The 26,743-nt window shown below is 73.2% G+C and carries 26 protein-coding genes; 18 read left to right on the top strand and 8 right to left on the bottom strand.

From position 1 onward, the window contains the following. Nucleotides 1-2 precede the first annotated feature (2 nt). The 7 genes from IO24_RS0118410 (at nt 3) to mug (ending at nt 8,546) form a co-directional block, all read left to right on the top strand. Nucleotides 3-2,570, top strand: coding sequence for an ABC transporter permease (locus IO24_RS0118410; RefSeq protein WP_031137036.1), 2,568 nt, complete (start codon nt 3-5; stop codon nt 2,568-2,570). Nucleotides 2,571-2,625: 55 nt separating this feature from the next. Beyond that, nucleotides 2,626-3,054, top strand: coding sequence for a GNAT family N-acetyltransferase (locus tag IO24_RS0118405; RefSeq protein ID WP_031137034.1), 429 nt, complete (start codon nt 2,626-2,628; stop codon nt 3,052-3,054). A 176-nt stretch (nt 3,055-3,230) separates the two neighbouring features. After that, the gene (locus tag IO24_RS0118400) at nt 3,231-4,571 is read left to right on the top strand and encodes a hemolysin family protein (RefSeq protein WP_031137033.1); all 1,341 of its coding nucleotides are present in this window, start codon (nt 3,231-3,233) and stop codon (nt 4,569-4,571) included. Beyond that, the gene (locus IO24_RS0118395; RefSeq protein WP_031137032.1) at nt 4,568-5,581 is read left to right on the top strand and encodes a hemolysin family protein; all 1,014 of its coding nucleotides are present in this window, start codon (nt 4,568-4,570) and stop codon (nt 5,579-5,581) included. Before IO24_RS0118400 ends, IO24_RS0118395 begins: the two co-directional genes overlap by 4 nt. 82 nt (nt 5,582-5,663) lie before the next feature. Next, nucleotides 5,664-6,443 (top strand): SGNH/GDSL hydrolase family protein, encoded by a 780-nt coding sequence (locus IO24_RS0118390; RefSeq protein ID WP_031137030.1) that lies wholly within the window; start codon nt 5,664-5,666, stop codon nt 6,441-6,443. A 92-nt stretch (nt 6,444-6,535) separates the two neighbouring features. Then, nucleotides 6,536-7,978 (top strand): adenylosuccinate lyase, encoded by a 1,443-nt coding sequence (purB, locus tag IO24_RS0118385; protein ID WP_031137028.1) that lies wholly within the window; start codon nt 6,536-6,538, stop codon nt 7,976-7,978. Between the two features lie 22 nt (nt 7,979-8,000). Continuing rightward, nucleotides 8,001-8,546, top strand: a complete 546-nt coding sequence (gene mug / locus IO24_RS0118380) for a G/U mismatch-specific DNA glycosylase (RefSeq protein ID WP_031137027.1) — start codon at nt 8,001-8,003, stop codon at nt 8,544-8,546. A 4-nt stretch (nt 8,547-8,550) separates the two neighbouring features. On the opposite strand, the gene IO24_RS0118375 is transcribed toward mug, so the two are convergent. From IO24_RS0118375 to IO24_RS0118365, 3 genes are read right to left on the bottom strand one after another with little or no spacing between them, the layout of a single operon-like run. Further along, entirely contained in the window at nt 8,551-8,982 is a 432-nt protein-coding gene (locus IO24_RS0118375; protein WP_031137025.1) for a hypothetical protein, read from the bottom strand. Nucleotides 8,983-9,037: 55 nt separating this feature from the next. Continuing rightward, the gene (locus IO24_RS0118370; protein WP_031137024.1) at nt 9,038-9,763 is read right to left on the bottom strand and encodes an ABC transporter permease; all 726 of its coding nucleotides are present in this window, start codon (nt 9,761-9,763) and stop codon (nt 9,038-9,040) included. Nucleotides 9,764-9,765: 2 nt separating this feature from the next. Next, nucleotides 9,766-10,686: an ATP-binding cassette domain-containing protein gene (locus IO24_RS0118365; protein WP_031137023.1), complete on the bottom strand. Its 921-nt coding sequence runs from the start codon at nt 10,684-10,686 to the stop codon at nt 9,766-9,768. 108 nt (nt 10,687-10,794) lie between these two features. On the opposite strand from IO24_RS0118365, the gene IO24_RS0118360 reads away from it, so the two are divergent. The 3 genes from IO24_RS0118360 to IO24_RS0118350 all read left to right on the top strand — a co-directional run bounded on the left by IO24_RS0118360 (nt 10,795) and on the right by IO24_RS0118350 (nt 13,871). Further along, nucleotides 10,795-11,961, top strand: coding sequence for a sensor histidine kinase (locus tag IO24_RS0118360; protein WP_031137021.1), 1,167 nt, complete (start codon nt 10,795-10,797; stop codon nt 11,959-11,961). Nucleotides 11,962-11,975: 14 nt separating this feature from the next. Further along, nucleotides 11,976-12,638, top strand: coding sequence for a response regulator transcription factor (locus IO24_RS0118355; protein ID WP_031137019.1), 663 nt, complete (start codon nt 11,976-11,978; stop codon nt 12,636-12,638). A gap of 90 nt (nt 12,639-12,728) precedes the next feature. Further along, nucleotides 12,729-13,871: an ROK family transcriptional regulator gene (locus tag IO24_RS0118350; RefSeq protein WP_031137017.1), complete on the top strand. Its 1,143-nt coding sequence runs from the start codon at nt 12,729-12,731 to the stop codon at nt 13,869-13,871. 207 nt (nt 13,872-14,078) lie between these two features. Here the strand turns inward: IO24_RS0118350 and IO24_RS0118345 are convergent, their stop codons facing one another. Then, nucleotides 14,079-14,840, bottom strand: coding sequence for a GntR family transcriptional regulator (locus IO24_RS0118345; protein ID WP_031137015.1), 762 nt, complete (start codon nt 14,838-14,840; stop codon nt 14,079-14,081). A gap of 168 nt (nt 14,841-15,008) precedes the next feature. After that, on the bottom strand, nt 15,009-15,893 hold the full coding sequence (locus tag IO24_RS0118340) for an RNA polymerase sigma-70 factor (RefSeq protein ID WP_031137013.1): 885 nt from the start codon (nt 15,891-15,893) through the stop codon (nt 15,009-15,011). Nucleotides 15,894-15,953: 60 nt separating this feature from the next. Here IO24_RS0118340 and IO24_RS46530 point away from each other — a divergent pair, with 60 nt between their 5' ends. From IO24_RS46530 to IO24_RS0118310, 6 genes are all read left to right on the top strand, one after another. Continuing rightward, nucleotides 15,954-16,163, top strand: coding sequence for a hypothetical protein (locus tag IO24_RS46530; RefSeq protein ID WP_031137011.1), 210 nt, complete (start codon nt 15,954-15,956; stop codon nt 16,161-16,163). Continuing rightward, nucleotides 16,160-16,297 (top strand): hypothetical protein, encoded by a 138-nt coding sequence (locus tag IO24_RS46525; protein WP_234335258.1) that lies wholly within the window; start codon nt 16,160-16,162, stop codon nt 16,295-16,297. Before IO24_RS46530 ends, IO24_RS46525 begins: the two co-directional genes overlap by 4 nt. A 107-nt stretch (nt 16,298-16,404) precedes the next feature. Then, nucleotides 16,405-17,235 (top strand): alpha/beta fold hydrolase, encoded by an 831-nt coding sequence (locus tag IO24_RS0118325; protein WP_031137010.1) that lies wholly within the window; start codon nt 16,405-16,407, stop codon nt 17,233-17,235. A 42-nt stretch (nt 17,236-17,277) separates the two neighbouring features. Continuing rightward, a complete protein-coding gene (gene pdxR, locus IO24_RS0118320; RefSeq protein WP_031137009.1) occupies nt 17,278-18,714 on the top strand; it encodes a MocR-like pyridoxine biosynthesis transcription factor PdxR in 1,437 nt (478 codons plus the stop codon). A gap of 127 nt (nt 18,715-18,841) precedes the next feature. After that, complete coding sequence (locus IO24_RS0118315; protein WP_031137007.1) at nt 18,842-20,404, top strand: alkaline phosphatase D family protein; 1,563 nt, start codon at nt 18,842-18,844, stop codon at nt 20,402-20,404. A 109-nt stretch (nt 20,405-20,513) separates the two neighbouring features. Further along, nucleotides 20,514-21,770 (top strand): GNAT family N-acetyltransferase, encoded by a 1,257-nt coding sequence (locus IO24_RS0118310; protein ID WP_031137006.1) that lies wholly within the window; start codon nt 20,514-20,516, stop codon nt 21,768-21,770. A 10-nt stretch (nt 21,771-21,780) separates the two neighbouring features. On the opposite strand, the gene IO24_RS0118305 is transcribed toward IO24_RS0118310, so the two are convergent. Further along, nucleotides 21,781-22,998, bottom strand: coding sequence for a trans-sulfuration enzyme family protein (locus IO24_RS0118305; protein WP_045296412.1), 1,218 nt, complete (start codon nt 22,996-22,998; stop codon nt 21,781-21,783). A 67-nt stretch (nt 22,999-23,065) separates the two neighbouring features. Between IO24_RS0118305 and IO24_RS0118300 the strand changes: the two genes are divergently transcribed. Continuing rightward, nucleotides 23,066-23,557, top strand: a complete 492-nt coding sequence (locus IO24_RS0118300; RefSeq protein ID WP_031137002.1) for an Lrp/AsnC family transcriptional regulator — start codon at nt 23,066-23,068, stop codon at nt 23,555-23,557. Between the two features lie 31 nt (nt 23,558-23,588). Beyond that, complete coding sequence (locus IO24_RS0118295) at nt 23,589-25,280, top strand: DUF885 domain-containing protein (protein ID WP_031137001.1); 1,692 nt, start codon at nt 23,589-23,591, stop codon at nt 25,278-25,280. Here the strand turns inward: IO24_RS0118295 and IO24_RS0118290 are convergent, their stop codons facing one another. Continuing rightward, entirely contained in the window at nt 25,281-26,114 is an 834-nt protein-coding gene (locus IO24_RS0118290; RefSeq protein WP_031136999.1) for an SDR family oxidoreductase, read from the bottom strand. A gap of 62 nt (nt 26,115-26,176) precedes the next feature. Then, nucleotides 26,177-26,695: an immunity 21 family protein gene (locus IO24_RS0118285; protein WP_031136997.1), complete on the bottom strand. Its 519-nt coding sequence runs from the start codon at nt 26,693-26,695 to the stop codon at nt 26,177-26,179. Nucleotides 26,696-26,743 lie beyond the last annotated feature (48 nt).

Genomic DNA, 26,743 nt, shown 5'->3' with positions numbered 1-26,743 from the left:
CCGTGCTCAAGGCGACCCTGCGGAGCTTCCTGGCGCACAAGGGGCGGCTGCTGCTCTCCGCGCTCGCCGTCCTGCTGTCCGTCGCGTTCGTCACGGGGAGCCTGATCTTCTCGGACACCGTCAGCCGCACGTTCGACCGGCTGTTCGCCTCCACCGCGGCCGATGTCACGGTCAGCCCGAAGGAGGACCTCGACGAGGCGGTGCCCTCCGGCCGGACCGCCACCCTGCCGGCCGCGCTCGCCGCACGCCTCCGGCAGGTCGACGGAGTCGCGGCGGCCCGCGCCGACGTGAAGGTGAACGGCCTCACGGTCGTCGACGAGAAGAACGAGCCGGTCGGCCCGACCACCGGGGCGCCGACGCTCGGCAACGCCTGGGCCCCGAACGAGCGCAGCCCCGTGAAGCTCACCTCGGGCCACGCCCCGCGCGGTCCTGCCCAGGCGCTGCTCGACTCCGAGACCGCCGGCCGCAAGAACGTGCACATCGGCGACACCCTCACCGTCATCGCGCCCCCCGGGTCGTTCCGGGTCCGGGTGGTCGGCATCGTCACGTTCACGACCACGAACCCCGGCTCCGCGCTGCTCTACTTCGACACCCCCACCGCGCAGACGAAGCTGCTGGGCCGGCCGGGGGCGGCCACCGGCATCTCGGTCGACGCGGCGGAGGGCGTCAGCGACGATCAGCTCAAACGGCACGTGGCCGGCGCGCTCGGCGCGCACACCTACGACCTCAGGACGGCCGACGAACAGGCCGAGTCCGATGTCGAGCAGCTGGGCGGGTTCCTCGACGTCATCAAGTACGTGATGCTCGGCTTCGCCGGGATCGCCGTACTGGTCGGCGTGTTCCTGATCGTCAACACCTTCTCCATGCTCATCGCCCAGCGCACCCGCGAGCTGGGCCTGCTGCGGGCGCTGGGTGCCGACCGGCGCCAGGTCCGGAACTCGGTGCTCACCGAGGCCCTGCTGCTCGGGCTGGTCGGCTCCACGCTGGGGCTCGCCGCGGGCATCGGGCTCGCGGCCGGGCTGATCGAGCTGATGGGCCTGCTCGGGATGAACATCGACGCCGACGAGATGGAGATCGGCTGGGTGACACCGGTGGCGGCGTACGTCGTCGGGCTCGGTGTCACCTTCGTCGCCGCCTACCTCCCGGCGCGGCGGGCCGCGGGCGTGTCGCCGATGGCCGCGCTCTCGGACGCCGAGGTCGCCGGGGTGGGCCGGCCGCTGCGGGTGCGCGCGGTGGCGGGCGGGATCGCCGGCGCGGCCGGTGCGGCGGCGCTCGCGGGCTGCGCGGTGTCGGGGCAGACGTCGTCGGCGGCGTCCCTGCTGGGGCTCGGTGTGGTGCTCACCCTGATCGCCACCGTGATCGCCGGGCCGCTGCTGGTGCGCCCGGTGATCCGGGTGCTCGGCGGGGCCTTCCCCGCGCTGTTCGGGACGATCGGCCGGATGAGCCAGCGCAACGCCCTGCGCAATCCGCGCCGTACCGGGGCCACCGCGGCTGCCCTGATGGTGGGGATCGCCCTGGTGGGCGGGATGTCGGTGGCGAGCGAGTCGATGACCGCGTCGTTCGACCGGCAGATCGACAAGACGCTGGGCGCCGACTTCGTGATCCAGAACAGCAACTTCCAGCCGTTCCCGCCGGAGGTCACCGACAAGGTGCGCGGCACCGACGGCGTGGGCCTGGTGGTGCGCGGGCGGTTCACGCCGGTCGCGGTGCGGCTCCCGGACGGCGACCGCGTGGAGACCACCGCCGCGGGCTACGGTCCGCGCCTCGACGAGGTCGCCAACATCACCTACACGCAAGGGGACTCCGCGGCCGCGCTGGCCGGCGGGAACCTGGCCATGGACCGGGACTTCGCCCGCGACCACGGCGTGCGGGTGGGCGGCACCCTGCCGGTGGAGTTCCCGGGCGGACGCTCGGCCGAGCTGACGGTCGGCGCGCTCACCGACCAGGACTCCGCCGAGGGGTTCGGCACCCAGGGCGGGCTGTTCTTCGGGCTGGGGACCCTGGAACGGTACGCGCCGGGCGGGCAGGACTCCGCGCTGTACGTCAACGCCGCGGGCGGCACCGGCGACGACGACCTGCGCGCGCACCTGGAGGAGACCCTGGATCCGTATCCGCAGGTACAGGTGCGGGACCTGGCCGACTACAAGCAGCTGGTCCACGACCAGATCGCCGTCCTGCTGTACCTCGTGTACGCGCTGCTCGGGCTGGCGATCATCATCGCCGTGCTCGGCGTGGTCAACACCCTCGCGCTGTCGGTCGTCGAACGCACCCGGGAGATCGGCCTGTTGCGGGCGATCGGGCTGGCCCGGCGCCAGCTGCGGCGGATGATCCGGCTGGAGTCGGTGGTGATCGCGGTGTTCGGGGCGGTCCTCGGGCTCGTGCTGGGGCTGGTGTGGGGCGTGTGCATGCAGCAGGTACTGGCGCTCCAGGGCATGACGGCCCTGGCGATCCCGTGGGTCACGATCGTGCTGGTGGTGGTCGGCTCGGCGGTGGTCGGAGTCGTGGCGGCGCTGCTGCCGGCGTTGCGCGCATCCCGGATGAACGTCCTGGCGGCCATCGCGCACGAGTGACGTCCGGATGGTGAAACGGTCTGACGCGCGTCGGCGCGGGTGATGTGATCTTGGGATGACCGACTTGCGTATCCGGGCCGCGACGCCCGAGGACCTCGACGCCGTGCTGGCCTTCTGGAAGGTGGCCGCCGAGGGCACGAGCATCAGTGACGACCGCGGTGGTGTGGAGCGGCTGGTCGCGCGCGACCCCGAGGCGCTGATCCTGGCCGAACAGCACAGCGGCGGACTGGCCGGCACGGTGATCGCCGGGTTCGACGGCTGGCGCTGCCATCTGTACCGGCTCGCCGTGCACCCGGACCTCCGCCGCCAGGGCATCGCCTCCGCGCTGCTCGCCGCCGCGGAGGAGCGGTTCGTACGGCTCGGCGGTCGCCGCGCGGACGCGATGGTCCTCACGCGCAACGAGACCGCGCACCGGGCGTGGGGCGCCGCGGGCTACGGGCCCGAGGAGCAGTGGCGGCGCTGGGTGAAGCCGCTCACCGACTAGGCGTGGCCCCGGCTCGGTGATCGCGGCCCAGTACAGGACTTTGCCCATCCTTTACTCTTGAATGGCCACTCGGTTCTGATGAAAGGTTGTGAGCGTCCGCCCATGGGCGAGCCTCCCCGTGCGCGACACCGCGCGTTCCGCCCCGTCCTGGAGAACCATGGAACGGGGGTGAACCGATGACCGAAGTGCTCCTCCTCCTGACGGCGATCCTGCTCTCGCTCGCCTGCGGCGCCTTCGTGGCGGCCGAGTTCTCCCTCACCACGGTCGAGCGCGGCGAACTGGAGCGGGCCGCCGAGCGCGGCGAGCGGGGAGCGCAGGGCGCACTGAAGGCCGTACGGAGTCTGACGTTCCAGCTCTCCGGTGCGCAGCTCGGCATCACCGTCACGAACCTGGTGGTCGGCATGCTCGCCGAGCCGTCGATCGCCGCCCTGATCGCCGGGCCGTTGGAGGACCTCGGAGTCTCGCGCTCGGCGTCGCGCAGCGTCGCGCTGGTGCTCGGTACGGCCGCGTCGACGGTGTTCCTCATGGTCGTCGGCGAGCTGGTGCCCAAGAACTGGGCGATCTCCTCCCCGCTGGCCGTCGCCAAGACCGTGGGCAACGCGCAGCGCTGGTTCAGTGCCGCGTTCCGGCCCTTCATCAGGCATCTCAACAACACGGCGAACCGGGTCGTGCGGCGGATCGGTGTGGAGCCCGCCGAGGAGCTCGCCTCGGCACGCGGGCCGCAGGAGCTGGCGGCCCTCGCCCGGCACTCCGCGAGGCAGGGCGCCCTGGAGCCCGACACCGCCGAGCTGTTCGTGCGCACGCTGAACCTCGCCGACCTGACCGCGGAGAACGTGATGACGCCCCGCGTGCAGGTCGTCGCGCTGGAGGTGCAGGCGACCCTGGAGGACGTCGCGAACGCGACCCGGGCGACCGGCCTCTCCCGGTTCCCCGTCTACCGCGGGACCCTCGATTCGGTCGTCGGAACGGCCCACGTCAAGGACGTGCTGGCCGTACCGGCCGAGCGCCGCACCCGGATCTACGTCTCCGAGCTGATGCGCGAGCCGCTGCTGGTCCCGGAGTCGCTCACCGTCGACCGGCTCCTGGACCGGCTCTCCGGCAAGCGCACGATGGCCGTCGTGATCGACGAGTACGGCGGCACGGCGGGAGTGGCCACGCTGGAGGACATCGTCGAGGAGGTCGTCGGCGAGGTGCGCGACGAGCACGACCCGCACGAGGCCCCGGATCTGGCCGCGGCCGGCACGGACGAGACCGGGCACGCGCTGTACTCGGCCGACGGCTCCGCGCGCGTGGACCACCTGGAACGCGTCGGGCTGCGCGCGCCGGAGGGGCCCTACGAGACGCTCGCCGGGCTGGTGGCGACGGTGCTCGGCCGGATACCGGCCGCCGGTGACACCCTCGAGATCGCCGGCTGGCACCTGGAGGTCCTGGACGCGACGGGGCGCCGGGCGGCCCGCGTGCGGCTGCGCGCCCCCCTCGACGACCGGAAGCCCGACGAGAAGGGGGTGGAGCTGTGACCGCCGTCCAGTTGCTGATCGGACTGGCGACGCTCGTCGTCAACGCCTTCTTCGTCGGCGCCGAGTTCGCGCTGATCTCGGTGCGCCGCAGCCAGATCGAGCCCTACGCCGACCGGGGCGACCGGCGCGCGAAGAGCGTGCTGTGGGGCCTGGAACACGTGTCCGCGCTGATGGCGGCCGCCCAGCTCGGCATCACGCTGTGCACGCTGGTGCTGGGCGTGGTGGCCGAGCCGGCGATCGCGCATCTGCTGGAGCCGGCGTTCCACGCGGTGGGCGTGCCCGAGGGCGCCGGGCACGCGGTGTCCTTCGTGATCGCACTGTCCCTCGCGACCTATCTGCACATGCTGCTCGGCGAGATGGTGCCGAAGAACATCGCGCTCGCCGAGCCGGTGCGCAGCGCGCTGGCGCTCGGACCGCCCCTGGTGGCGCTGTCCCGGGCGCTGCGCCCGGTGATCTTCACGGTGAACGCGTTCGCCAACGCGCTGCTGAAGCTGCTGCGTGTGGAGGCCCGGGAGGAGGTAGCCGCCTCCTACTCGGACGCGGAGATCGCACAGATCGTGAAGGACTCCGGCGAGGCCGGCCTGATCGACGACCGTGCCCAGGAGCGGCTGCGCGACGCGCTGGAGCTGGGCCGCCGCCCGGTGCGGGACGTGGTGCTGCCGGTGGAAGGCGTGGTGCACGCGAGCATGGGTGTCACTCCGGAGGGGCTGGAGCGGCTGTCGGCGGAGTCGGGGTTCTCCCGCTTCCCGGTGGTGGACGAGGGGCGGCGGATCGTCGGCTACCTGCATGTGAAGGACGCTCTGGACGCCGTCGGGCGGGACACACCGTTCCGGCTGCGGGACATGCGCCCCATCGCCCGCGTGCGGGAACACACGCCGCTGGACGACGTCCTCACGGCAATGCGGGGCAGCCGTACGCACCTCGCGGCCGTCCTCGGGACGGACGGGCGGCTCGCCGGGCTGGTGACCATGGAGGACGTGCTGCGGGAGCTGTTCGGTCAGCGCGCCTGAGGAGGCGCCCGGCGTCCTGGAGGTGCCGGGCCGGAGGCCGACCGACTGATGGGTATGTGAACGGGATACCATTTCCGTCGCCATGCAGACGAACCCCACCTACAGCAGCCTGGTCGCGGTCGGCGACTCCTTCACCGAGGGCATGTCGGACCTGATGCCCGACGGCACGTACCGGGGCTGGGCCGACCTGCTCGCCGCGCGGATGGCGGCCCGCACGCCCGGCTTCCGGTACGCCAACCTCGCGGTCCGCGGCAAACTGATCCGGCAGATCGTCGACGAGCAGGTCGACGTCGCGGCGGCCATGGGCGCCGACGTGATCACCCTCGTCGGCGGGCTCAACGACACGCTGCGGCCCACGTGCGACATGGGCCGGGTGCGCGGGCTCCTGGAGGAGGCCGTGGAGAAGCTGGCCCCCGCGTGCCGGCAGCTCGTCCTGATGCGCAGCCCGGGCCGGCAGGGCCCCGTCCTGGAGCGGTTCCGGCCGCGCATGGAGGAACTGTTCGCCTGCGTCGACGAGCTGGCCGCCCGGCACGGCGCGATCGCCGTCGACCTGTACGGCGCGCCCTCCCTCAGCGACCCGCGGCTGTGGGACGTGGACCGGCTGCATCTGACGGCCGAGGGCCACCGCCGGGTCGCGGAAGCGGTGTGGCAGCAGCTCGGCTACGACCCGGAGGACGCCGACTGGCACACGCCGATGCCGGCGACGCTGCCGCCGGGCTGGGTCATGCGGCGCGTGGCCGACGCGCGCTTCGCCCGGCAGCACCTGCTGCCCTGGATCGCCCGCCGTCTGACGGGCCGCTCCTCGGGGGACGGCCTGCCCCCGAAGCGGCCGGAGCTGCTGCCCTACGAGGATCCGGCGTAGCCGCAGGTGGAGACGGGCGAGGCGCTCTCGTAGCTTCCGACAAAGGCACCCGCGGCGCTGGCCTGCACGAATCGCCAGTAGAATCCGTGCACGTGACTTCCGCTCCCGCCAAGCCCCGCATCCCGAACGTCCTCGCCGGACGCTACGCCTCCGCCGAGCTCGCCACGCTCTGGTCGCCCGAGCAGAAGGTGAAGCTGGAGCGGCAGCTCTGGCTCGCCGTGCTGCGGGCCCAGAAGGACCTCGGGATCGAGGTGCCGGACGCGGCGCTCGCCGACTACGAGCGTGTCCTCGACACCGTCGACCTGGCCTCCATCGCCGAGCGCGAGAAGGTCACGCGGCACGACGTGAAGGCGCGGATCGAGGAGTTCAACGACCTCGCCGGGCACGAGCACGTGCACAAGGGCATGACCTCCCGCGACCTCACCGAGAACGTCGAGCAGCTCCAGATTCGGCTCTCGCTGGAGCTGATCCGCGACCGCGCGGTGGCTGTCCTGGCACGGCTGGGCAAGCTGGCCGGCGAGTACGGCGAGCTGGTCATGGCCGGCCGCTCGCACAACGTCGCCGCCCAGGCCACCACCCTCGGCAAGCGTTTCGCGACCGCCGCCGACGAGCTGCTCGTGGCGTACGGCCGGGTCGAGGAGCTGCTGGGCCGTTACCCGCTGCGCGGCATCAAGGGCCCGGTCGGCACCGCGCAGGACATGCTGGACCTGCTGGGCGGGGACGCCGCGAAGCTCGCGGACCTGGAGCAGCGGATCGCCTCCCACCTGGGCTTCTCACAGGCGTTCACCTCGGTCGGGCAGGTCTACCCGCGCTCGCTGGACTACGAGGTCGTCACGGCGCTGGTGCAGCTGGCGTCGGCCCCGTCGTCGCTGGCGAAGACGATCCGCCTGATGGCCGGGCACGAGCTGGTCACCGAGGGCTTCAAGCCCGGCCAGGTCGGCTCCTCGGCGATGCCGCACAAGATGAACACCCGCTCCTGCGAGCGCGTCAACGGCCTGATGGTGATCCTGCGCGGCTACGCCTCGATGACGGGCGAGCTGGCGGGCGACCAGTGGAACGAGGGCGACGTGTCCTGCTCGGTGGTGCGCCGGGTCGCGCTGCCGGACGCGTTCTTCGCGCTGGACGGCCTGCTGGAGACGTTCCTGACGGTGCTCGACGAGTTCGGCGCGTTCCCGGCGGTCGTCGCCCGGGAGCTGGACCGCTACCTGCCGTTCCTCGCCACCACCAAGGTGCTGATGGGGGCCGTGCGCGCGGGCGTCGGCCGGGAGCTCGCGCACGAGGCGATCAAGGAGAACGCCGTCGCCTCCGCGCTCGCCATGCGTGAGCAGGGCGCCGAGCGCAACGAGCTGCTCGACAAGCTGGCCGCCGACACCCGCATCCCGCTGGACCGGGAACAGCTGGACGCGCTGATGGCCGACAAGCTGTCCTTCACGGGCGCCGCGGGCGACCAGGTGGCCACCGTCGTCGCCCGGATCGAGGAGATCGTGAAGCAGCACCCCCAGGCCGCGGGCTACACGCCCGGCGCGATCCTCTGACGCGCCGGCCGGGTAGCCGACGGTGCCGCGTTTCACGCCCGAGGAGCTGGAGGCCGCCCGCGACCGCGTCGTGCCCGACGTGGTCGCGGAGGGTCTGCACGTCCTGTTCTGCGGCATCAACCCGGGCCTGCTGACGGCCGCGACGGGTCATCACTTCGCCCGCCCGGGCAACCGCTTCTGGCCGGTGCTGCACCGGTCCGGCTTCACGCCGCGGCTGCTGAAGCCGTCCGAGCAGCAGGAGTTGCTGTCGTACGGGCTCGGCATCACCAACGTCGTGGCGCGGCCCTCGGCCCGGGCCGACGAGCTGAGCGCCGGGGAGTACCGGGAAGGCGGGCGGCTGCTCGCGGCGAAGGTGGAACGGCTGCGGCCGCGCTGGCTGGCCGTGGTGGGGGTGACCGCGTACCGTGCCGCGTTCGACGACCGCAAGGCACGGGTGGGGCCGCAGTCGCGGACGATCGGGGACACGCGCGTGTGGGTGCTGCCCAATCCGAGCGGGCTGAACGCGCACTGGACGCTCGAGACGATGGCGGAGGAGTTCGGGCGGCTGCGGGACGCCGCCGGGGCCTGATCTCCTACGGCGGGTCGGTCTCCGTGACCAGGGCCAGCAGCTGGACCTCCCGGGACGCGTCCCGGTCGCCGACCGCCACGGCGACCCAGCGGCCCGTGCCCTCCACCTCCCACACGTGGGCGACGCTCGCCCGCGCGCTCAACTCGGCCCAGGGCCGGGGTATCTCCTCCCGCTCGGTGCGCAGCAGGACGGTCTGCAGGTTGTAGGGGTCCGTGTCGCCCCAGCGGGAGGCGAGGAGCTCGTGGACGGCGTCCCGGTCCTTCTCGAACTGGTCGATCGTCACCGCACGGGCCGCCGGGTCGTCGCCGGTGGCGGCTGCTAACACCGCGATGTGGTGACCGGGCCCCGAGACGCCGACGTCCGACGGGCCGTGCTCCGCCGGAAAGGGGCGGTAGCACAGCTCGTCGATGAGGGCGATGTGCTGTGCGATGTTCATGGGTCCAGTAAACCCGGCCCCACTGACACTTGGCGGGGCATCATCCGGCTCCCCGTCAGGCGTCCCTGCGCCGCACGCTCCAGGCTCCCGCCAGCAGCGCGGCGGCCGTCCACAGCCCGGTCACCGCGAGCCCCCACCATGGCCCGAGGGTGCCGTCGTACGTCTCCCGGAGGACGAGCTGTCCCGCCTTGTCCGGCAGGAAGTCGGCGACGGTGCCCGTCGCGTCGCCGATCACGAACGACACGACGAGGATGAACGGCACCAGCAGGGAGAGGGTGGCCACGCCGCTGCGCAGCAGGGCGGCGATCCCGGCGGAGAGCAGGGCCATCAGCATGAGGTAGACGCCGCAGCCCACGACACCGCGCACCTGCTCACCGGTGCTGAGCCCGTCGGCCGCCGGGCCGAGCCCGGCCCGCCCCACGAGGAGGGCGGCGAGGGCCGTCGACACTCCCACGAGGAGCGCCGGTACGGCGATGACGGCCGCCTTGGCCGCGAACCACCGGCCGCGTCTCGGCACGGCGGCCAGGGACAGCCGGAGCGCGCCCTGGTGGAACTCCGACGACACGGCCATGGCACCGAAGGAAATCGCCGCGATCTGGCCCGGAATGACGCCGGACAGGGCCGTGAACAGCGGATCGAACCCCGGGTCCGAGGCATCGGAGACGCCGGCGATCGCGGAGAACGCGAGGGTGGCCGCGAACAGCGCCAGCAGCGCTCCCGGGAGCGAGCGCAGCGTACGGATCTTCAGCCACTCGGAGCGCAGTACGGGCGTGAATTCCATGGTCAGGCCTCCTGAGGCTGTGCGGTGAACTCGGTCTCGGCGCCGGTGAGGTCGAAGTAGGCCTGCTCCAAGGTGCCCTCGTCGGCGGCCAGTTCCAGAACCGGCACGCCGGCGGCCGAGGCGATGCGGCCGATGTCGTCCACGCGCGCGTCGTGCACGGCCCAGTGCCCGTCCGCCTGTTCCTCGGCGGTGTGGCCGTGCCGGGTGAGGGCCGACTCGAGGGCGACGGGGTCGGTCGTGCGGATGCGGACGCGGGGCCGCACGCGCGCTTCGATGAAGTCCCGCAGCGGGGTGTCGGCGAGGAGCCGGCCCCGGCCGAGGACGACAAGGTGGTCGGCGAAGGACGCGGTCTCGTTCATCAGATGACTGGAGACCAGGACCGTGCGGCCCTCCCCCGCCAGCCGGCGCAGCAACGTCCGGATCCACACGATGCCTTCGGGGTCGAGGCCGTTGGACGGCTCGTCCAGCATGACCACCTCGGGGTCGCCCAGCAGAGCGGCGGCCATGCCGAGCCGCTGGCGCATGCCCAGGGAGTACGTCCGCACGCGGCGCCGGGCCACCGAGGCCAGGCCCGTCTCCTCCAGGACCTCGTCGACCCGGCGGTCCGGGATGCGGTTGCTCGCCGCCAGGACACGGAGGTGGTCGCGGGCGGTGCGGGAGCCGTGCGCCGCCTGCGCGTCGAGCAGGGCGCCCACGTGGCGCAGGGGTTCGCGCAGCGTCGAATAGGGCCGGCCGCCGATCGTGGCGGCACCGGCGGTCGGCCGGTCGAGGCCGAGCACCAGCCGCATGGTGGTGGACTTTCCGGCGCCGTTCGGGCCGAGGAAGCCGGTGACTCGGCCGGGCTGTACGCGGAAGGTGAGCCGGTCCACGGCTCGCCGGCTGCCGAACTCCTTGGTGAGGTCCTGCACGTCGATGCTGGTCATGGCACCAGCGTGGCGGTCGGCCCGGGGTGCGGTCCTCCCCCGGTGGTGGAGATCGTCTCCCCCGTGCGGGGGAGGCTCGCCGGCGGTGCCGGCTGGCACGATGACGCCATGGTCCGCATCCTGCGCCCGTTCACCCGGGCGGTGACGTACACGCGGTGGCTGCATCTCGCCATGGCCATCGTGTGGCCGTCCCTGTGGCTGTTCATCGACGAGGCGTGGTGGACCGTGGGCACGGCGACCGTGCTGCTCGGTCTCGCGGGCCTCGTCCCCGCCGTGCGGGTCGTGGAGGGATTGCAGGCCAGGCTGCTGCTGACCGGCCATGGGGACGTCGGTGAGAGCTCGGAGATCGTCGTCGCCCCCTCGGCCACGTGGGGCGACCGCGGGCGGATGGTGCTGTGGCTCCAGACGCGGCTGTTCCTCGGCGTCCTTGTCTCGCACCTCTCGCTCCAGCTCCTCTTCCTCGCGGTGGACCTGGTGTCGACAGCGATCAGCGGTGAGCGCGGCGGTGCCTGGCTCGCCGTCGAGGGCCGTCACTGGTGGCACGCCCTGCTCGCGCCCCTGCCCCTGGTCCTGGCGGCCGCGGTCGTGGTCGGCTCGGGGCACCTCATCACCCGCATCGCCCTGCGCCTGCTCGGCCCTTCCCCCGCCGAGCGGCTCGCCGCACTGGAGGAGCGCACGGAACAGCTCCTGGAACGCACCCGTATCGCCCGCGAGTTGCACGACTCCATCGGCCACGCGCTCACCGTCGCCGTCGTGCAGGCCGGGGCCGCTCGGGCGGCGGGCGATCCCGCCTTCACCGCTCGCGCCCTGGGCGCCATCGAGGAGACGGGACGGGCCGCCCTGGAGGATCTGGAGCGGGTGCTCGGCGTCCTGCGCGAGTCGGAGAAACCGGTGAGCGGCAGACCGACCCTCGCGGACGCCGACCGGCTGCTGGAGTCGGCGCGCGCCTCCGGGGCGAAGGTCGACGCCGAGGTGACCGGCCCGGTGGAGACGGTGCCCGGGCCGGTGTCCCGGGAGGGCTACCGGATCCTCCAGGAGTCGCTGACCAACGTGCTGCGGCACGCGGGGGCGGTCCCGGTGCACGTCCGTGTGGACGTCGCCGACGACACCCTCGTCCTCGCGATACGCAATCCGCTGCCGGCCGGGACGCCCGGCTCCGGGCGGGGCAGCGGGCTGCGCGGGATCCGGGAACGCGCGGCCCTGCTCGGCGGGCGGGCCAGGACCGGACCCGACGAAGGCGACTGGCAGGTCCATGCCGAGCTGCCGTTGCGTTGATCTACGCTGGTCCGATGCCGGTCACCGTTCTCCTCGTCGACGACGAACCCCTGGTGCGCACCGGTCTGCGGGCCGTGCTTGAGGCGCAGCCCGACATCGAGGTCGTCGGCGAGGCGGCGGACGGGGCGGCGGTGATCCCGCTCGTACGGCAGCTGCGGCCGGACGTGGTCGCCATGGACGTCCGGATGCCGCTGCTGGACGGCATCGAAGCCACCCGGACCCTGCTGCGGACGGTCGACGAACCGCCCCGGATCCTCGTGGTGACGACCTTCGAGAACGACGAGTACGTGTACGAGGCGCTGCGGGCGGGAGCCGACGGGTTCCTGCTCAAGCGGGCCCGGCCCGCCGAGATCGTGCACGCGGTACGGCTGATCGCCGAGGGTGAGTCGCTGCTCTTCCCGGCCTCGGTGCGGCAGCTCGCCGCCGAGTACGGCGACACCGGCGGGAACCGGGCGGCACGGGCCGTGCTGGAGCGGGCCCGGCTGACCGAGCGCGAGGCCGAGGTGCTGCGCCTGATGGCGCGGGGCCTGTCGAACGCGGAGATCGCCGACCGGCTGGTCGTGGGGACCGAGACGGTGAAGTCGCATGTCAGCTCGGTGCTGGCGAAGTTGGGGGCGCGGGACCGCACCCAGGCGGTGATCGCGGCGTACGAGTCGGGCTTCGTGGCGCCGCGCTGATCGCCGAGGGGCCGGTGTCTGCCCCTCGCCCGGGTGTGCCGGGTCGAAGTACGATCCGGCCAACACGCGCACGACCTGGGAGGACGGACGGTGGGGCGGCTGACCGGCGGGGATCCCTCGCTGCTGCGAAGGATCAACTCCGCGGTGGTGCTGCACGCGCTGCGTGCCACGGACTGCGCGACGCTGACCGAGATCACCCGGGTGACGGGGCTGTCCCGGCCGACCGTCGAGGGCGTCGTCGAGGGGCTCATCGAAGCCGGGCTGGTGGTCGAGAAGGCGGCCGAGGAGGGCGCTGCCCGGCGGCAGGGGCGTCCCGCGCGGCGGTTCCGGTTCCGGGCGGAGGCCGGGCATCTGCTGGGGCTGGAGATCGGGGCGCACCGGGTGGCCGCGCTGCTGTCCGACCTGGACGGCCGGGTGATCGGCGCCCAGGCCAGGGAGGTGCCCGAGACGGCGGGGGCCGACGAGCGGCTGGAGCGGCTGCGCGGGGCCGTCGCCGAGCTGTTGCGGCGGGCCGGGGTCGCACGCGGGTCGCTGCGGGCGGTGGGCGTGGCGACGCCCGGGATCGTCGAGGCCGACGGGACGGTGCGGCTGGGCACGGCGCTGCCGGGGTGGACGGGGCTGCGGCTGGGCGAGCGGCTGAGCCGGTCGTTCAAATGCCCGGTGCTGGTCGAGAACGACGCCAACGCGGCTGCCGTCGCCGAGCACTGGAAGGGCGCGGCCACCGAGTCGGACGACGTGGTGTTCGTGCTGGCGGGGCTCAGCCCGGGCGCCGGGTCGCTGATCGGGGGCCGGCTGCACCGGGGCTACGGCGGAGCGGCCGGCGAGATCGGCGCGCTGCACCTGCTGGGCCGGGAGGTGACGCCCGAGAGACTCCTCTCGACCACGGACGAACCCCTCCACCCCCTCGACGAGCAGGCGGTCGCCGAGGTCTTCGCGCAGGCCCGCGAGGGCGACCATCGGGCCCGCGCGGCCGTCGACCGTTTCATCCGGCGCCTGGTCCACGACGTGGCCGCACTCGTCCTCGCCCTGGACCCGGAGCTGGTCGTCATCGGCGGCTGGGCGGCGGGCCTGGACGGCGTCCTGGCCCCCCTCCGCCAGGAACTCGCCCGCTACTGCCTGCGCCCCCCGCGGGTGACCCTCTCCAGCCTCGGAGACGCGGCAGTGGCAACGGGAGCCCTGCGCCTCGCCCTGGACCACGTGGAAGACCAACTCTTCACGGTGGAACGCCCGTAGCCCCCGGGGGCGCGGGGAACTGCGCGACCAGCCACAACGAACCCGCAGCCCCCGAGTCACCGAAGGTCAACCGGCACGTGTCAGCGCGCAGTCCTCACAGCGGAACGCCTCTGGCCGACAACGCCCTGCAAGGGGCGCGGGGAACTGCGCGACCGGCCACGACGGGCTCGCAGCCCGCCACGCAGCGCACCACCCCGAACGGCACGGTCAGGACGCCCTCTGCTGAATCCCGGCGTGGATCTCCACACCCCCCGAGTCACCGAAGGTGAGGCGGCACGTGTCAGCGCGATACGTCGCCACCGACGACGCAGCCGTCCGCCCCCCGGCGACGAACCGCGTGGTCACCACCAGCACGGGTGCCCCGGGCAGCCGGTCCAGCTCCTTCGCCTCGTCGGCGCCGGCGGAGCCGAGCTCCACCGCATTCTCCTGCCGCTCCAGCTCCAGCCGTTGCAGTTCCCGCAGCACCGCCCGCGCGCGGGCCGCTCCGGACGGCGCGTCGATGCCGGAGAGCTCGGGCACCGAGGACTGCGGGATGTACAGCAGCTCCGCGGCCACCGGCCGGCCGTGCGAGACACGGGAGCGGCGCACGATGTGCACGGGCTCGTCCCGGCCGGTCTCCAGCGCGTCGGCGACGGCCGGCGGCGGCACGGCCGTCGTGCAGTCGACGGGCTGCCAGGCGTCCTCGGGGCCGCCCGGCCAGGTGTGCGGGCCGGTGCCGAGGGAGACGCCCACGCGGGGCGGCGCGACGGTCGTTCCGACGCCCCTGCGGCGCTGCAGCCTGCCTTCGAGTTCGAGTTGCTCCAGGGCCTGCCGGAGCGTGGCGCGGGCGACGCCGAAGCGGGCCGCGAGATCGCGCTCGTTGGGCAGGATCTCCCCCACCGAGAACTCCGAGTCGAGCGCTTGGCTGAGCACTGTCTTGAGATGCCAGTACTTCGGTTCCTGTACCGATTCCAGCTGCGTGGTCCCCACCCTGTCCTCCGCAATCGCCGTGGTCGGCGGCCTTTTAGCGCCCTTGTTTATTAAAGGTTGTTGCACTTCTCTGCGACCATAGGGCGGCCCTGATCCTTGGTCAAGACCAATGGCCGGGAACGTTCACGGGGCGTTCGTGTGGGCCGTGGACCGGCCCCCGCGGGCCGTTCAGGCGGCGGCCAGGGATCGCAGCTTGTCGGGGTTGCGGATGACGTAGACCGACTGCACGCGGCCGTCGGCCACGTCGAGCTGGAAGACGGAGTCGGGCTTGCCGCCGGACAGGATCAGCGCGGCCGGGCCGCCGTTGAGCTCCAGGAAGCGCACGGACAGGCCCGGTAGACCCTTCCGCGCGGCGCCGACGAGGAAGCGGCCGACCTTGTCGGCGGTCTGCAGGACGCGCAGCGGCGCCCTCGACTTGCCGCCGCTGTCGCCGACCAGCCGGACCTCCGGGGCGAGCAGCGCCATCAGGCCTTCGAGGTCGCCGTCCGCCGCCGCGGCGAGGAACCGTTCGGTGAGGTCGCGCCGCTGGGCGGGGTCGACCTCGTAGCGCGGGCGCCGCTCCTCGACGTGCCTGCGGGCCCGCCCGGACAGCTGACGCACCGCCGGTTCGCCGCGGTCGAGCATGGCGGCGATGTCGGCGTACGGGAAGCCGAAGGCCTCGCGCAGCACGAACACGGCGCGCTCCAGCGGTGACAGCGACTCCAGTACGACGAGGACGGCGAGGGAGACGGAGTCGGCGAGCACGGCCCGCTCGGCGGTGTCCGGCACGGTGTCGCCGAAGTCGGTGACGTACGGCTCGGGCAGCCAGGGTCCGACGTACGTCTCGCCACGGGCCCTGATCTGGCGCAACCGGTCGATGGCGAGGCGGGTGGTGATCCGTACGAGGTAGCCGCGCGGTTCGCGTACGTCGTCGCGCGCGGCACCGGACCAGCGCAGCCAGGCCTCCTGGACCACGTCCTCCGCGTCGGCCACGCGTCCCAGCATGCGGTAGGCGACGCCCAGCAGGACGGGACGGTGCGTTTCGAAGACGTCGGTCGCGGTCTCGGTGGTCACGGCTCCATCCCAGCCCACGGGTGCGGCTCTGTCCAGGCGAATCATCCCTTCCCGGACAGAATGGCCGACAGGACGCCGGTGCTCGGCGGCACGGCCGCGGAGGCGGCGCTGCGGTACGCGGTGCCGGGCACGGGGCAGGCCGGCCGCACGCCGGGCGGACGGCTGGCGGAGCTGGGGCACGAGGTGCGGCTCGGCTCGCGCACGCGGGAGACCACGGCCGCGTGCAGTGGGCCGCCGCCGCGGGGACCCGCCGGCGCTGGAGGAGGGTGAATGCGGACCGTGTGCTCGGCCTCGGGGGCGTCCGGGCGGCCCGGGCCGTGGAGATGCGGCTGCCCCTGAGGGCCGGCCTGTTTCGGAAGTTCGGGCACGGTGAGTTCAACCTGGAGGTGCGGCGGGCCCGTTGAGCGGCCCGATGCCGTGAACGTGCGGACACCATGGGGCTACCAGCGGGTAGCAATTGCTGACAAGCTGTCTACAGCGTCCGTCAGCGAGTACAGCCGAGGAGCACCCCATGTCCGCCACCGTCTCCTTCAAAGTCGCCTCCGCGCAGGGCGAGCAGAGCGTGACCCTGTCCTACACGCGCCGGGGCAGCGGCGAACCGCTGCTCCTGCTGCACGGCATCGGCCACCACCGGCAGGTGTGGGACCCGGTCATCCCCGCGCTGGCGGCCGAGCGCGACGTGATCGCCGTGGACCTGCCGGGCTGCGGTGAGTCGCCGGCGCTCCCGGACGGCATGGCGCACGACCTGCCCACGATGAGCACGGTCCTGACGGCGCTCTTCGGGGCGCTGGAGATCGAACGGCCGCACGTGGCGGGCAACTCGCTGGGCGGCCTGCTGGCGCTGGACCTGGCCCGGGCGCGACTCGTCCGCTCCGTCACCGCCCTGTCCCCCGCCGGGTTCTGGAACGACGCCGAGCGCCGCTACGCCTTCACCGTGCTGATGGCGATGCGCCAGATCGCCCGGCGGATGCCGCTGCCCGTGGTCGAGCGGCTGGCCCGCCCGGCCCTCGGCCGCACCCTGCTGACGAGCACCATCTACGCCCGCCCGGGCCGCCGTTCCCCCGAGGCCGTGGTCGCCGAGACCCTCGCGCTCGCCCGGGCCGAGGGGTTCTCCGAGACGCTGCGCTCCGGCCGGACCGTGCAGTTCACCGACGACATCGTGGGCACGCCGGTCACCGTGGCGTGGGGCAGCCGGGACCGGCTGCTCATCCCCCGCCAGGGTGTGCGCGCCAAGGGCGTCATCCCCCAGGCCCGGCTGGTGCGGCTGCCCGGCTGCGGCCACGTCCCGATGAACGACGACCCGGCCCTGGTGGCCCGGGTGGTCCTCGACGGCAGCCGCTGACCGGCCCCGGGGCGGGCGGCAGAGCCTCTAAGGTCTCCCCTCATGAGGCCATCGCAGAGCGACCCGGGCGAAGGTGCCGCGTCCGCCGCCTGGGAGCTGCTGCTCCCCGCCGCATCCGCTCCGGCCCGCACCCGTGGCCGTTCCCTGCAGGCGGCACTGCGCGAGGCGGTCCGCTCGGGCCGGCTCGCGCCGGGCACGCGGCTGCCGTCGAGCCGGGATCTCGCGGCGGACCTGGGGGTCTCGCGCGGGCTGGTCACGGAGGCGTACGGGCAGCTGACGGCCGAGGGGTATCTGCGCAGCGGCCGGGGCGCGGGCACCTGGGTGGGCGCGGCCGTCCGGGCCGTGGAGCCGCGAGCGCACGATCTCGCTCCGCGTTCCCCCGGCACGCGCGCGGACTTCGTGCCCGGGACGCCGGACCTGGCGCTGTTCCCGCGCGCGGCGTGGGCCGCCGCGCAGCGCGGTGTGCTGGCGGAACTGCCGCACCAGGAGCTGGGCTACCCCGATCCGCGCGGGCTGCCGGGGCTGCGTACCGCGCTGGCCGAACTGCTCGCGCGGCGGCGGGGCGTGGTGGCCGACCCGGAGCGGATCGTGGTCGTCTCGGGGGTGGCCCAGGCGACGGCCCTGCTCGGTTTCGCGCTGCACGCGCGCGGGGTGCGCACGGTCGGCGTGGAGGACCCGGGCAGCCCCCAGCACAGCGCGCTGTACGGCGCGGCCGGGGTCACCGCCGTGCCGCTGCCGTTGGACGACGAGGGAGTGGCCCCGGAACCGCTGCGGGCATCGGGTGTCCGGGCCGTGGTGACGACTCCGGCCCACCAGTTCCCCACCGGCATCGCCTACTCGGCCAGGCGTCGCGCCGAGCTGCTGGACTGGGCGCGGTCGGTGGACGGCATCGTCCTGGAGGACGACTACGACGGCGACTTCCGTTACGACCGTGCTCCCGTCGGCGCGCTCCAGGGCCTCGACCCGGACCATGTGGCCTACACGGGCTCGGTCAGCAAGTCCCTCGCGCCGGGCCTGCGGCTGGGCTGGATGCTGGTGCCGGAGTCCTGGGCGGAGGAGATCGTCGAACGCAAGCGCGCCATGGATCTCGGTCACCCGGCCCTCGACCAGGCCCTGTTCGCCCGCTTCCTGGAGCGCGGCGACTACGACCGCCAGTTGCGCCGCTGCCAGCGCGCCTACCGCGACCGGCGCGACGCGCTGGTCGCCGCCCTGCACGCGCACTTCCCCGGCTCGGAGGTGTCGGGGATCGCCGCGGGCCTGCACGTGATCGCCACAGTGCCGCGGCGGTACGGGCCCGAGGAGCGTTTCCTGGCGCGAGTGGCCCAGGCGGGCGTGGCGGTGCGCCCACTGTCGGCCTACGCCCACACACGGGCGGGGCCCGAGGGGGTTGAGGAGATCCGGCTGGTCCTGGGCTACGCCCATGTGCCGCCCGCCCGGATCGCCGAAGGGGTGCGTCTGATGGCGGCGGCGGCCGGGTGAGCCGACCGGTTCGCGGGTTCCCTCACCCCGCGGCCAGTTGTTCACTTGGGGTTCGTGTGTGCGCTGCGGCGTGCCAGTAGTTGTGGCTCTGCACACTTGGCCGGATCCCGTCCCTGGAGGCGCATCCATGTCACACCGTCCGTTGCCCGGGCGCCGTAGCGTCCTGCGTGGCTCCCTCGCCGCGTCGGCGGCCCTGTCCCTGCCCACCGCTCTCGGCGCGGCTCCTGCCTTCGCCCGCTCGGGGCGCCCCACCGCGGGGTGGGGTGTGCAGGCGGGAGACGTGACCTGCGACTCCGGGCTGGTGTGGGTGCGCTCCGACCGGCCGGCCCGGATGATCGTCGAGACGTCGGCGACCGAGTCGTTCCGCAACCCCCGCAGATGGCACGGCCCGCTGCTGGGCCCGGGCACCGACTTCACCGGCACCACCCCGCTGCGCGGTCTGCCGTCCGGGGAGCAGATCCACTACCGTGTGCTGCTCGCCGACCCGGACGACCCGCGCCGCACCGGTGAACCGGTCACCGGCTCCTTCCGCACGGCGTCCGCCAAGCGCCGCGACGGAGTGCGGTTCGTCTGGTCCGGCGACCTGGCCGGGCAGGGCTGGGGCATCAACCCGGAGTTCGGCGGCTACACGATCTACAACGCGATGGCCGCCCTCGACCCGGACTTCTTCCTGTGCAGCGGCGACAACATCTACGCCGACGGCCCGATCACCGGGACCGTGGCCCTGCCCGACGGCCGGACCTGGCGGAACATCACGACCGAGGAGAAGGCGAAAGTCGCCGAGACACTCGCGGAGTTCCGCGGCAACTTCCGCTACAACCTGCTGGACGAGAACCTGCGGGCCTTCAACGCCCGGGTCCCCTCCATCGTCCAGTGGGACGACCACGAGGTCACCAACAACTGGTATCCGGGCGAGATCCTCACCGACACCCGGTACACCGAGAAGCGCGTCGACGTGCTCGCCGCCCGCGCCCGCCGGGCCTTCTGCGAGTACTTCCCGATCTCCACGCTGCGCCGCCCCGACGGCCGGGTGTACCGCGTGCAGCACCACGGCCCGCTGCTGGACGTGTTCGTCCTGGACATGCGCACCTACCGCAACGCGAACTCGCCGGGCGACCAGCCCACCGACCCGCAGGGCATCCTCGGCCGCGAGCAACTGGAGTGGCTCAAGCGCGAGCTGTCCCGCTCCCGGGCGGTGTGGAAGGTGATCGCCGCCGACATGCCGATCGGCCTCGTCGTCCCGGACGCGACGAACATCGAGGCCGTCGCTCAGGGCGACCCCGGCAAGCCGCTCGGCCGGGAGCTGCAGATCGCCGAGCTGCTGCGGTTCGTCAAGCACCGGCGGATCACGGGCACGGTGTGGCTGACGGCCGACGTGCACCACACCTCGGCGCAGCACTACCTGCCGTCGAAGGCCGCCTTCACCGACTTCGAGCCGTTCTGGGAGTTCGTCTCGGGTCCCCTCAACGCCGGTGCCTTCCCGGCGAGCGCGCTCGACGGCACCTTCGGCCCGGACCGTGTGTTCGTGAAGGCGCCGACGACCGCCAACGTCTCGCCCGCCGGGGGATTCCAGTTCTTCGGCGAGGTCGACATCGACGGCCACAGCGGCGAGCTGACGGTCCGTCTGCGGGAGCAGGACGGCACGGTGCTGTTCACGCAGACGCTCCAGCCGGGCCTGGTCGGCCAGTAGGTACGGATCGCAACGTTTGAAGCGTCGACAAAGGGGGCAGACTGCCCCTTTTACCCGCCGGTCACAATGCGTTCGCGATCACGCAACACCGTTCCGTCACAGTGGGTGCATGACGCGAGAAGTGACCCATGTGACGCACTCCGAGGACAACTGCCGCCCCGCCACCTCGTGGCAGCGGGTCGCGGCGGCGTTCCACACCTGGCGGACACGACGCCAGGAACACGCACCGCCGACGGGTGATACCGAGTCCCCGGCACCGGAGCCGGTGCCGGGGGCGAACAGCCTGTGGCGGATGCGGACCACGGTTCAGGACGAGCCGGGGTCACTGGCGGCGCTGTGCGTCGCCCTGGCCGGGCGGCGCGTCGACATCCTGAGCCTCCAGACGCACCCGCTGGCCGAGGGCACGGTCGACGAGTTCCTGCTGCGGGGCCCGGCCGGCCTGCCGGCGTCCGCGATCACCACGGCCGTCGAGTCGGCCGGCGGCGCCGACACCTGGATCGAGCGGGCCGACGCCCACGACCTGGTGGACGCGCCGACCCGGATCCTCGGACTGGCCGCCCGCACCGCCCTGGACTCGGCGGAACTGCCGCTGGCCCTGCGGCAGTTGCTGGGCCGGTGCACGATCCGGTCCCAGCCCGCTCCGACCGGTGCCGGCCGGGCGCCGGGGGGCCTCGCGGTGGAGGGGGCCCTCGACGACACGGTGATGCGCCTGCGTGCCCCGGAAGGCGGAGTGATCACCGTGGAGCGGCCGTATCTGCCGTTCACGCCGACCGAGTTCGCCCGGGCCAGGGCTCTGGTGGAACTGGACGCCCGGCTCGGACCGCGCCTCCCGCACGGACGGGACGTGCTCACGCTCGCCGAGGGCAGCGACATCACCGTGCGGCGGGCCGATACGCGTGATCTGGAGGCCGCCCGGGCTCTGCACGAGCGGTGCTCGGCACGCACGCTGAGGCTTCGCTATCACGGGCCGGTCCGTGACGCCGACCGGTACCTCAACCACCTGCTCAGTCCGAGGTTCGGCCGCACCCTCGCCGTACAGACGGCCTCCGGGCGGATCGTCGGGCTCGGGCACCTCCTGTGGGACGGGGACGAGACGGAGATCGCGCTGCTCGTCGAGGACGCGTGGCAGCGGCGGGGTGTGGGTGCGCAGTTGCTGAGTCGGCTCGTGGCCATGGCCGTGGAGGCCGGGTGCTCGAGCGTGTATGCCGTGACGCAGGCGTCCAACACCGGGATGGTCGCGGCGATGCGGGGGCTCGGGCTTCCTCTCGACTATCAGGTCGAGGAGGGGACGCTGGTGATCACCGCGCGGCTGGGTGAGCCCGTTCCGACGCGTGCGGGTGAAGTCGGGAGCGCCTCGGCGCCGTAGGGGGCGTTGGTCAGGTGGCGAGTGCGGGTGCGCTGTGGCTGTTCGCGCAGCTCCCCGCGCCCCTTGAGGGGCCTCGTCCCAACGCCGCGTCCAGATCCGACCAGAGGTCCTCCACGTCCTCCAGGCCCACCGACATGCGCAGGAGGTGGTCGCTCACCCCGGCTCCCCTGCGGTCGTCCGCGTCGACGATGCGGTGGCTGATGGAGGCGGGGTGCTGGATGAGGGTGTCCACGCTGCCGAGGCTGACCGCCGGGGTGATCAGGCGGACCGCGCCGATCACCTCGTGCGGGTCGTCGTACACCTCGAAGGCGACCATCGCGCCGCCGATGCGGGGGTAGTGCACGCGGGCCACTCGCGGGTCGGCGGTGAGGCGGCGGGCCAGTTCGGCTGCCGTGGCGGAGGCCGCCCGGACCCGGACGGGGAGGGTCGACAGGCCGCGCAGCAGCAGGTAGCCGGCCAGCGGGTGCAGGACGCCGCCCGTGGCGAAGCGCACCTGGCGCAGCCGGCCCGCGAGCTCCTCGTCGCAGGCGACCACGCCCGCCAGGACGTCTCCGTGGCCGCCGAGGTACTTGGTGGCGCTGTGCAGGACCAGCCGCGCGCCGTGCTCGGCGGGGCGCTGGAGAACGGGTGTGGCGAAGGTGCTGTCCACAAGCAGCGGCACCGAGCCGCAGGCGTGCGCCACGGCCCGCAGGTCGACCTCGGCGAGGGTGGGGTTGGCCGGGGACTCGACCATGACCAGGCCGGTGTCCGGGCGCAGCGCGTCGGCGACACCCGCGGGGTCGGTCCAGGTCACCTCCGAGCCCAGCAGCCCGGCGGTCAGCAGGTGGTCGCTGCAGCCGTAGAGGGGGCGTACGGCGACGACGTGGCGCAGGCCCATCGAGCCGCGGACGAGGAGGACGGCGCTCAGCGCTGCCATGCCGCTGGCGAAGGCCACCGCCGCCTCGGTGCCTTCGAGACGGGCCAGGGCCGTCTCGAAGCGGGCGACGGTCGGGTTGCCGAGCCGCCCGTACACGGGCGGGCCGTCGGGTTCGGCGCCGGTGGTGGCGAACGCGTCGATGCGGGCCGCCTCGCCGCGGCTGTCGTACGACGGGTAGGTGGTGGACAGGTCGATCGGCGGGGCGTGCAGGCCCTGCCGGGCGAGGTCGTCCCGCCCGGCGTGCACGGCCTCGGTGGCGAGGGCTCGCGGTGCGGGGTGTCCGTCGTGGGCGCGCGTGCTCGTTGTGTCCATGTCCATGGTGGGCAAGGGTGAACATCGGCCGGGCTACCGGGTGAGCGTCCCGTGCTACGTTCGGCCGATGGCTGAATCTGTCGTACTGGATCCGGTGGACCTCCATCTGCTGCGGCTGTTGCAGAACGACGCCCGGGCGACGTACCGGGATCTCGCCGCGCAGGTCGGGGTGGCGCCGTCGACCTGTCTGGACCGGGTGACGCGGCTGCGCCGCTCGGGCGTGATCCTCGGGCACCGGCTGGAGCTGGATCCGGCCAAGCTCGGGCGAGGGCTCGAGGCCCTGCTGTCGGTGCAGGTCAGGCCGCACCGGCGGGAGCTGGTGGGGCCGTTCGTGGAGCGGATCCGGGCTCTGCCGGAGTCGCGGACCGTCTTCCACCTGACCGGTCCGGACGACTACCTGGTCCATGTCGCGGTCGCGGACATGGCCGATCTGCAACGGCTGGTGCTGGACGGGTTCACCTCACGGCGGGAGGTGGCGCGGGTGGAGACCCGGCTGATCTTCCAGCAGTGGGAGTGCGGGCCGCTGCTGCCGCCTTCGCCCTCGGCTCAATCCGCGTGACGTGTGCGGTCCGTCGTACGAGGATGGCCGCATGTCTGAGATCAAGAGCCCGCTGCCCCGTGAGGTCGCCGACGCGTACGTCGACGAGCTCGTCGCCCTCGACCCGATCACCGGTACGTTCCTCGGCGACAAGGAGAGTTCGAGCAGGCTGCCCGACACCTCGCCCGCGGGCCAGGAGGCACTCGCGGAGCTGGCGCGCCGGACGCTGGCCCGGCTGGACGAGGCCGAGCGGCTGCCCGGCGCGGACAGTGACATCGAACGCCGGTGCGCGCGGCTGCTGCGCGAGCGGCTGGGCGCCGAACTCGCGGTGCACGAGGCCGACGAGAGCCTGCGCTCCGTCAGCAACCTGAGCTCCATCGCCCATGCGGTGCGGCAGGTGTTCACCGTGACGCCGGCGCAGACGCAGGAGGACTGGACGGCGATCGCCGAGCGGCTGCGCGCGGTCCCGGCCGCACTGGCGGGCTACCAGGAGTCCCTGGCGCTCGGACTGGAACGGAAGCTGTACGGCGGGCCCCGCGCCACGGCCACGTTCGTGCGGCAGCTGGGCGAATGGGCCGACGCGGACGGCGAGGGCCACGGCTGGTTCGAGCAGTACGCGGCCGCCGGCCCCGAGCCCCTGCGGTCCGAGCTGGACACGGCCGCCCGCTCGGCCACCGAGGCCGTCGTGCGGCTGCGCGACTGGATGCGGGACGTGTACGCCCCGGCGATCGAGGGCGCGCCGGACGTGGTGGGCCGCGAGCGGTACGCGCGCTGGGTGCGCTACTTCAACGGCACGGACCTCGACCTGGACGAGGCGTACGCCTACGGCTGGTCCGAATACCACCGCCTCCTCGGCGAGATGAAGAGCGAGGCCGAGAAGATCCTGCCCGGCGCCGGCACACCATGGGAGGCGCTGGCCCACCTCGACGAGCAGGGCACGCACATCGAGGGCGTCGACGAGGTCCGCGACTGGCTGCAGAGCCTCATGGACGAGGCGATGGACGCGCTCGACGGCACCCACTTCGACCTGGCCGAGCGGGTGCGCCGGGTGGAGTCGCGCATCGCCCCTCCGGGCAGCGCCGCGGCCCCCTACTACACGCCGCCGTCGGACGACTTCTCCCGCCCGGGCTGCACCTGGCTGCCCACCATGGGCGAGACGCGCTTCCCGGTCTACGACCTGGTGTCGACCTGGTACCACGAGGGCGTGCCGGGCCATCACCTCCAGCTGGCCCAGTGGAAGCACGTGGCGGAGAACCTCTCCCGCTACCAGGCGAGCGTCGGCATGGTGAGCGCCAACGCCGAGGGCTGGGCGCTGTACGCGGAGCGGCTGATGGACGAACTGGGCTTCCTGACCGACCCGGAGCGCCGGCTCGGCTACCTGGACGCCCAGATGATGCGGGCCGTGCGCGTCATCATCGACATCGGTATGCACCTGGAGCTGACGATCCCGGACGACTCGCCCTTCCACCCCGGCGAGCGCTGGACGGCCGAGCTGGCGCAGGAGTTCTTCGGCTCGCACAGCAGCCGGCCGGCGGACTTCGTGGAGAGCGAGCTGACCCGCTACCTGTCCATGCCGGGCCAGGCCATCGGCTACAAACTCGGCGAGCGGGCCTGGCTCCTGGGCCGCGAGAACGCCCGCGCCCGGCACGGCGACGCCTTCGACCCGAAGGCGTGGCACATGGCCGCGCTGTCGCAGGGGTCGCTGGGACTGGACGATCTGGTGGACGAGCTGTCCGCCCTCTGATCAGCGCCGGAATCCGCCCTCGGAGCTGATGACCTCCCCGGTGATCCAGCCCGCCTCGTCGGTCGCGAGCCAGGCGATGAGGCGGGCCGGGTCGTCGGGCATGCCCCACCGTCCGGAGGGGAAGCGGGCGGCCACCGCCTCATAGTCCTCGCCGGTCAGGTAGTCCGTGTCCACGGGGCCGGGGTTGACGGTGTTGACCGTGATGCCCCGCTCGACGAGCGTGGTCGACAGGGAGCGGGTGATCGAAGCGAGGGCGCCCTTCTGGAGGGCGTAGGCGATCTCGCCCGGCATGCCGCCCGCGATGTCCTGGCCGGAGGTCATCATCACCACACGGCCTCCGGGGCCGGGGGGCCGCAACCGGGCATGGGCCTGGATGAGCAGCAGGACCGCGCGGGTGCCGACCGCCCAGTGCCGGTCGAGCATCTCCGTGCCGATCTCGTCCAGGGAGCCGTCGAACCCGCTCTGCGCGTGGTTGGCGACGAGGATGTCGAGGCGTCCGCCGAGGGCTTCGACGGCCCTGGTGACGAGTTCGGCGGGCACGTCCGGGCCGGCCAGGTCGCCGGGGCCCGCGACGATCCGGGCGCCGGGATCGCCGGCTGCGGCGCGCACGGACGCGACAACGTCTTCGGGGCGGTCAGCGCCCCAGGGCCGGCCGGCGTCGTGCGGGACGTGGTGGTGCAGGTAGACGCTCGCGCCGTAGGCGGCCAGGCGGCGGGCCACGGCGTGCCCGATGCCGCCGCGGCGGCTGGCTCCGGTGACCAGCGCGGTACGGCCGCGCAGGGGCAGCGTGTCGCGGCGCAGTTCCTCAGGGGTGGGGTGGGGAAAGCGTGGCATGAGTTCATCGTGATCGGGCCGGCCGCCCGGCGCACACGGTTTTCCCCGTCAGTGACGCTGGGTCATCTCCGCGCGAGCAGCCGGAGCTGGACCAGGCCCAGCCAGGTCTCCGGGCCGGGCTGGACCCTCGCCGCGCGCACGGCGTATCGGCCCGGTTCCAGGGCCACCCGCACGTGCTCGGACCCCGACGGGTGCGACCCGGGCCAGGCGGCGTCGAACAGGAGGACCGTGCCCGGCACCTCCCAGTGCACCTCCGGTTCCCACTCCGCGCCGTCGACGGCCGGCGGGACGCTCGCCAGCAGCTCGTCCTCCGAGTCGCCGGCGCACCAGCGGACGAACATGCCGTGGTCGGGCAGATAGGCGGTCGAGGCGGGCTCGTCACCCAGGACCAGGGCGGTGCAGTCGCCGACCGGGAGGAGGCCGACGTGGCCGTCCACCTCGCAGGCCCGGTCGTAGTCCGATGCCGTCTCCTCGCCGTCGGCGCCCGTCCAGAACGGCAGGACGGTCTCCGGTACCGCTATCAGCGGCCCGCCGCCCGACTCCACCCATTCCACTGCGCCCGGCTCCGCGTATCGCACCATGGCGCAAGAACCTACAGGGTCAAGTCGCGGCAAAAGATCGGGGGTTCA

It is taken from the genome of Streptomyces flavovariabilis, from assembly GCF_000725785.1.
In the GTDB taxonomy this organism is placed as follows: Bacteria; Actinomycetota; Actinomycetes; order Streptomycetales; family Streptomycetaceae; genus Streptomyces; species Streptomyces hawaiiensis.
The sequence above is the reverse complement of the archived record's forward strand: the minus strand, read 5'-3'. Positions and strand labels throughout refer to the sequence as shown.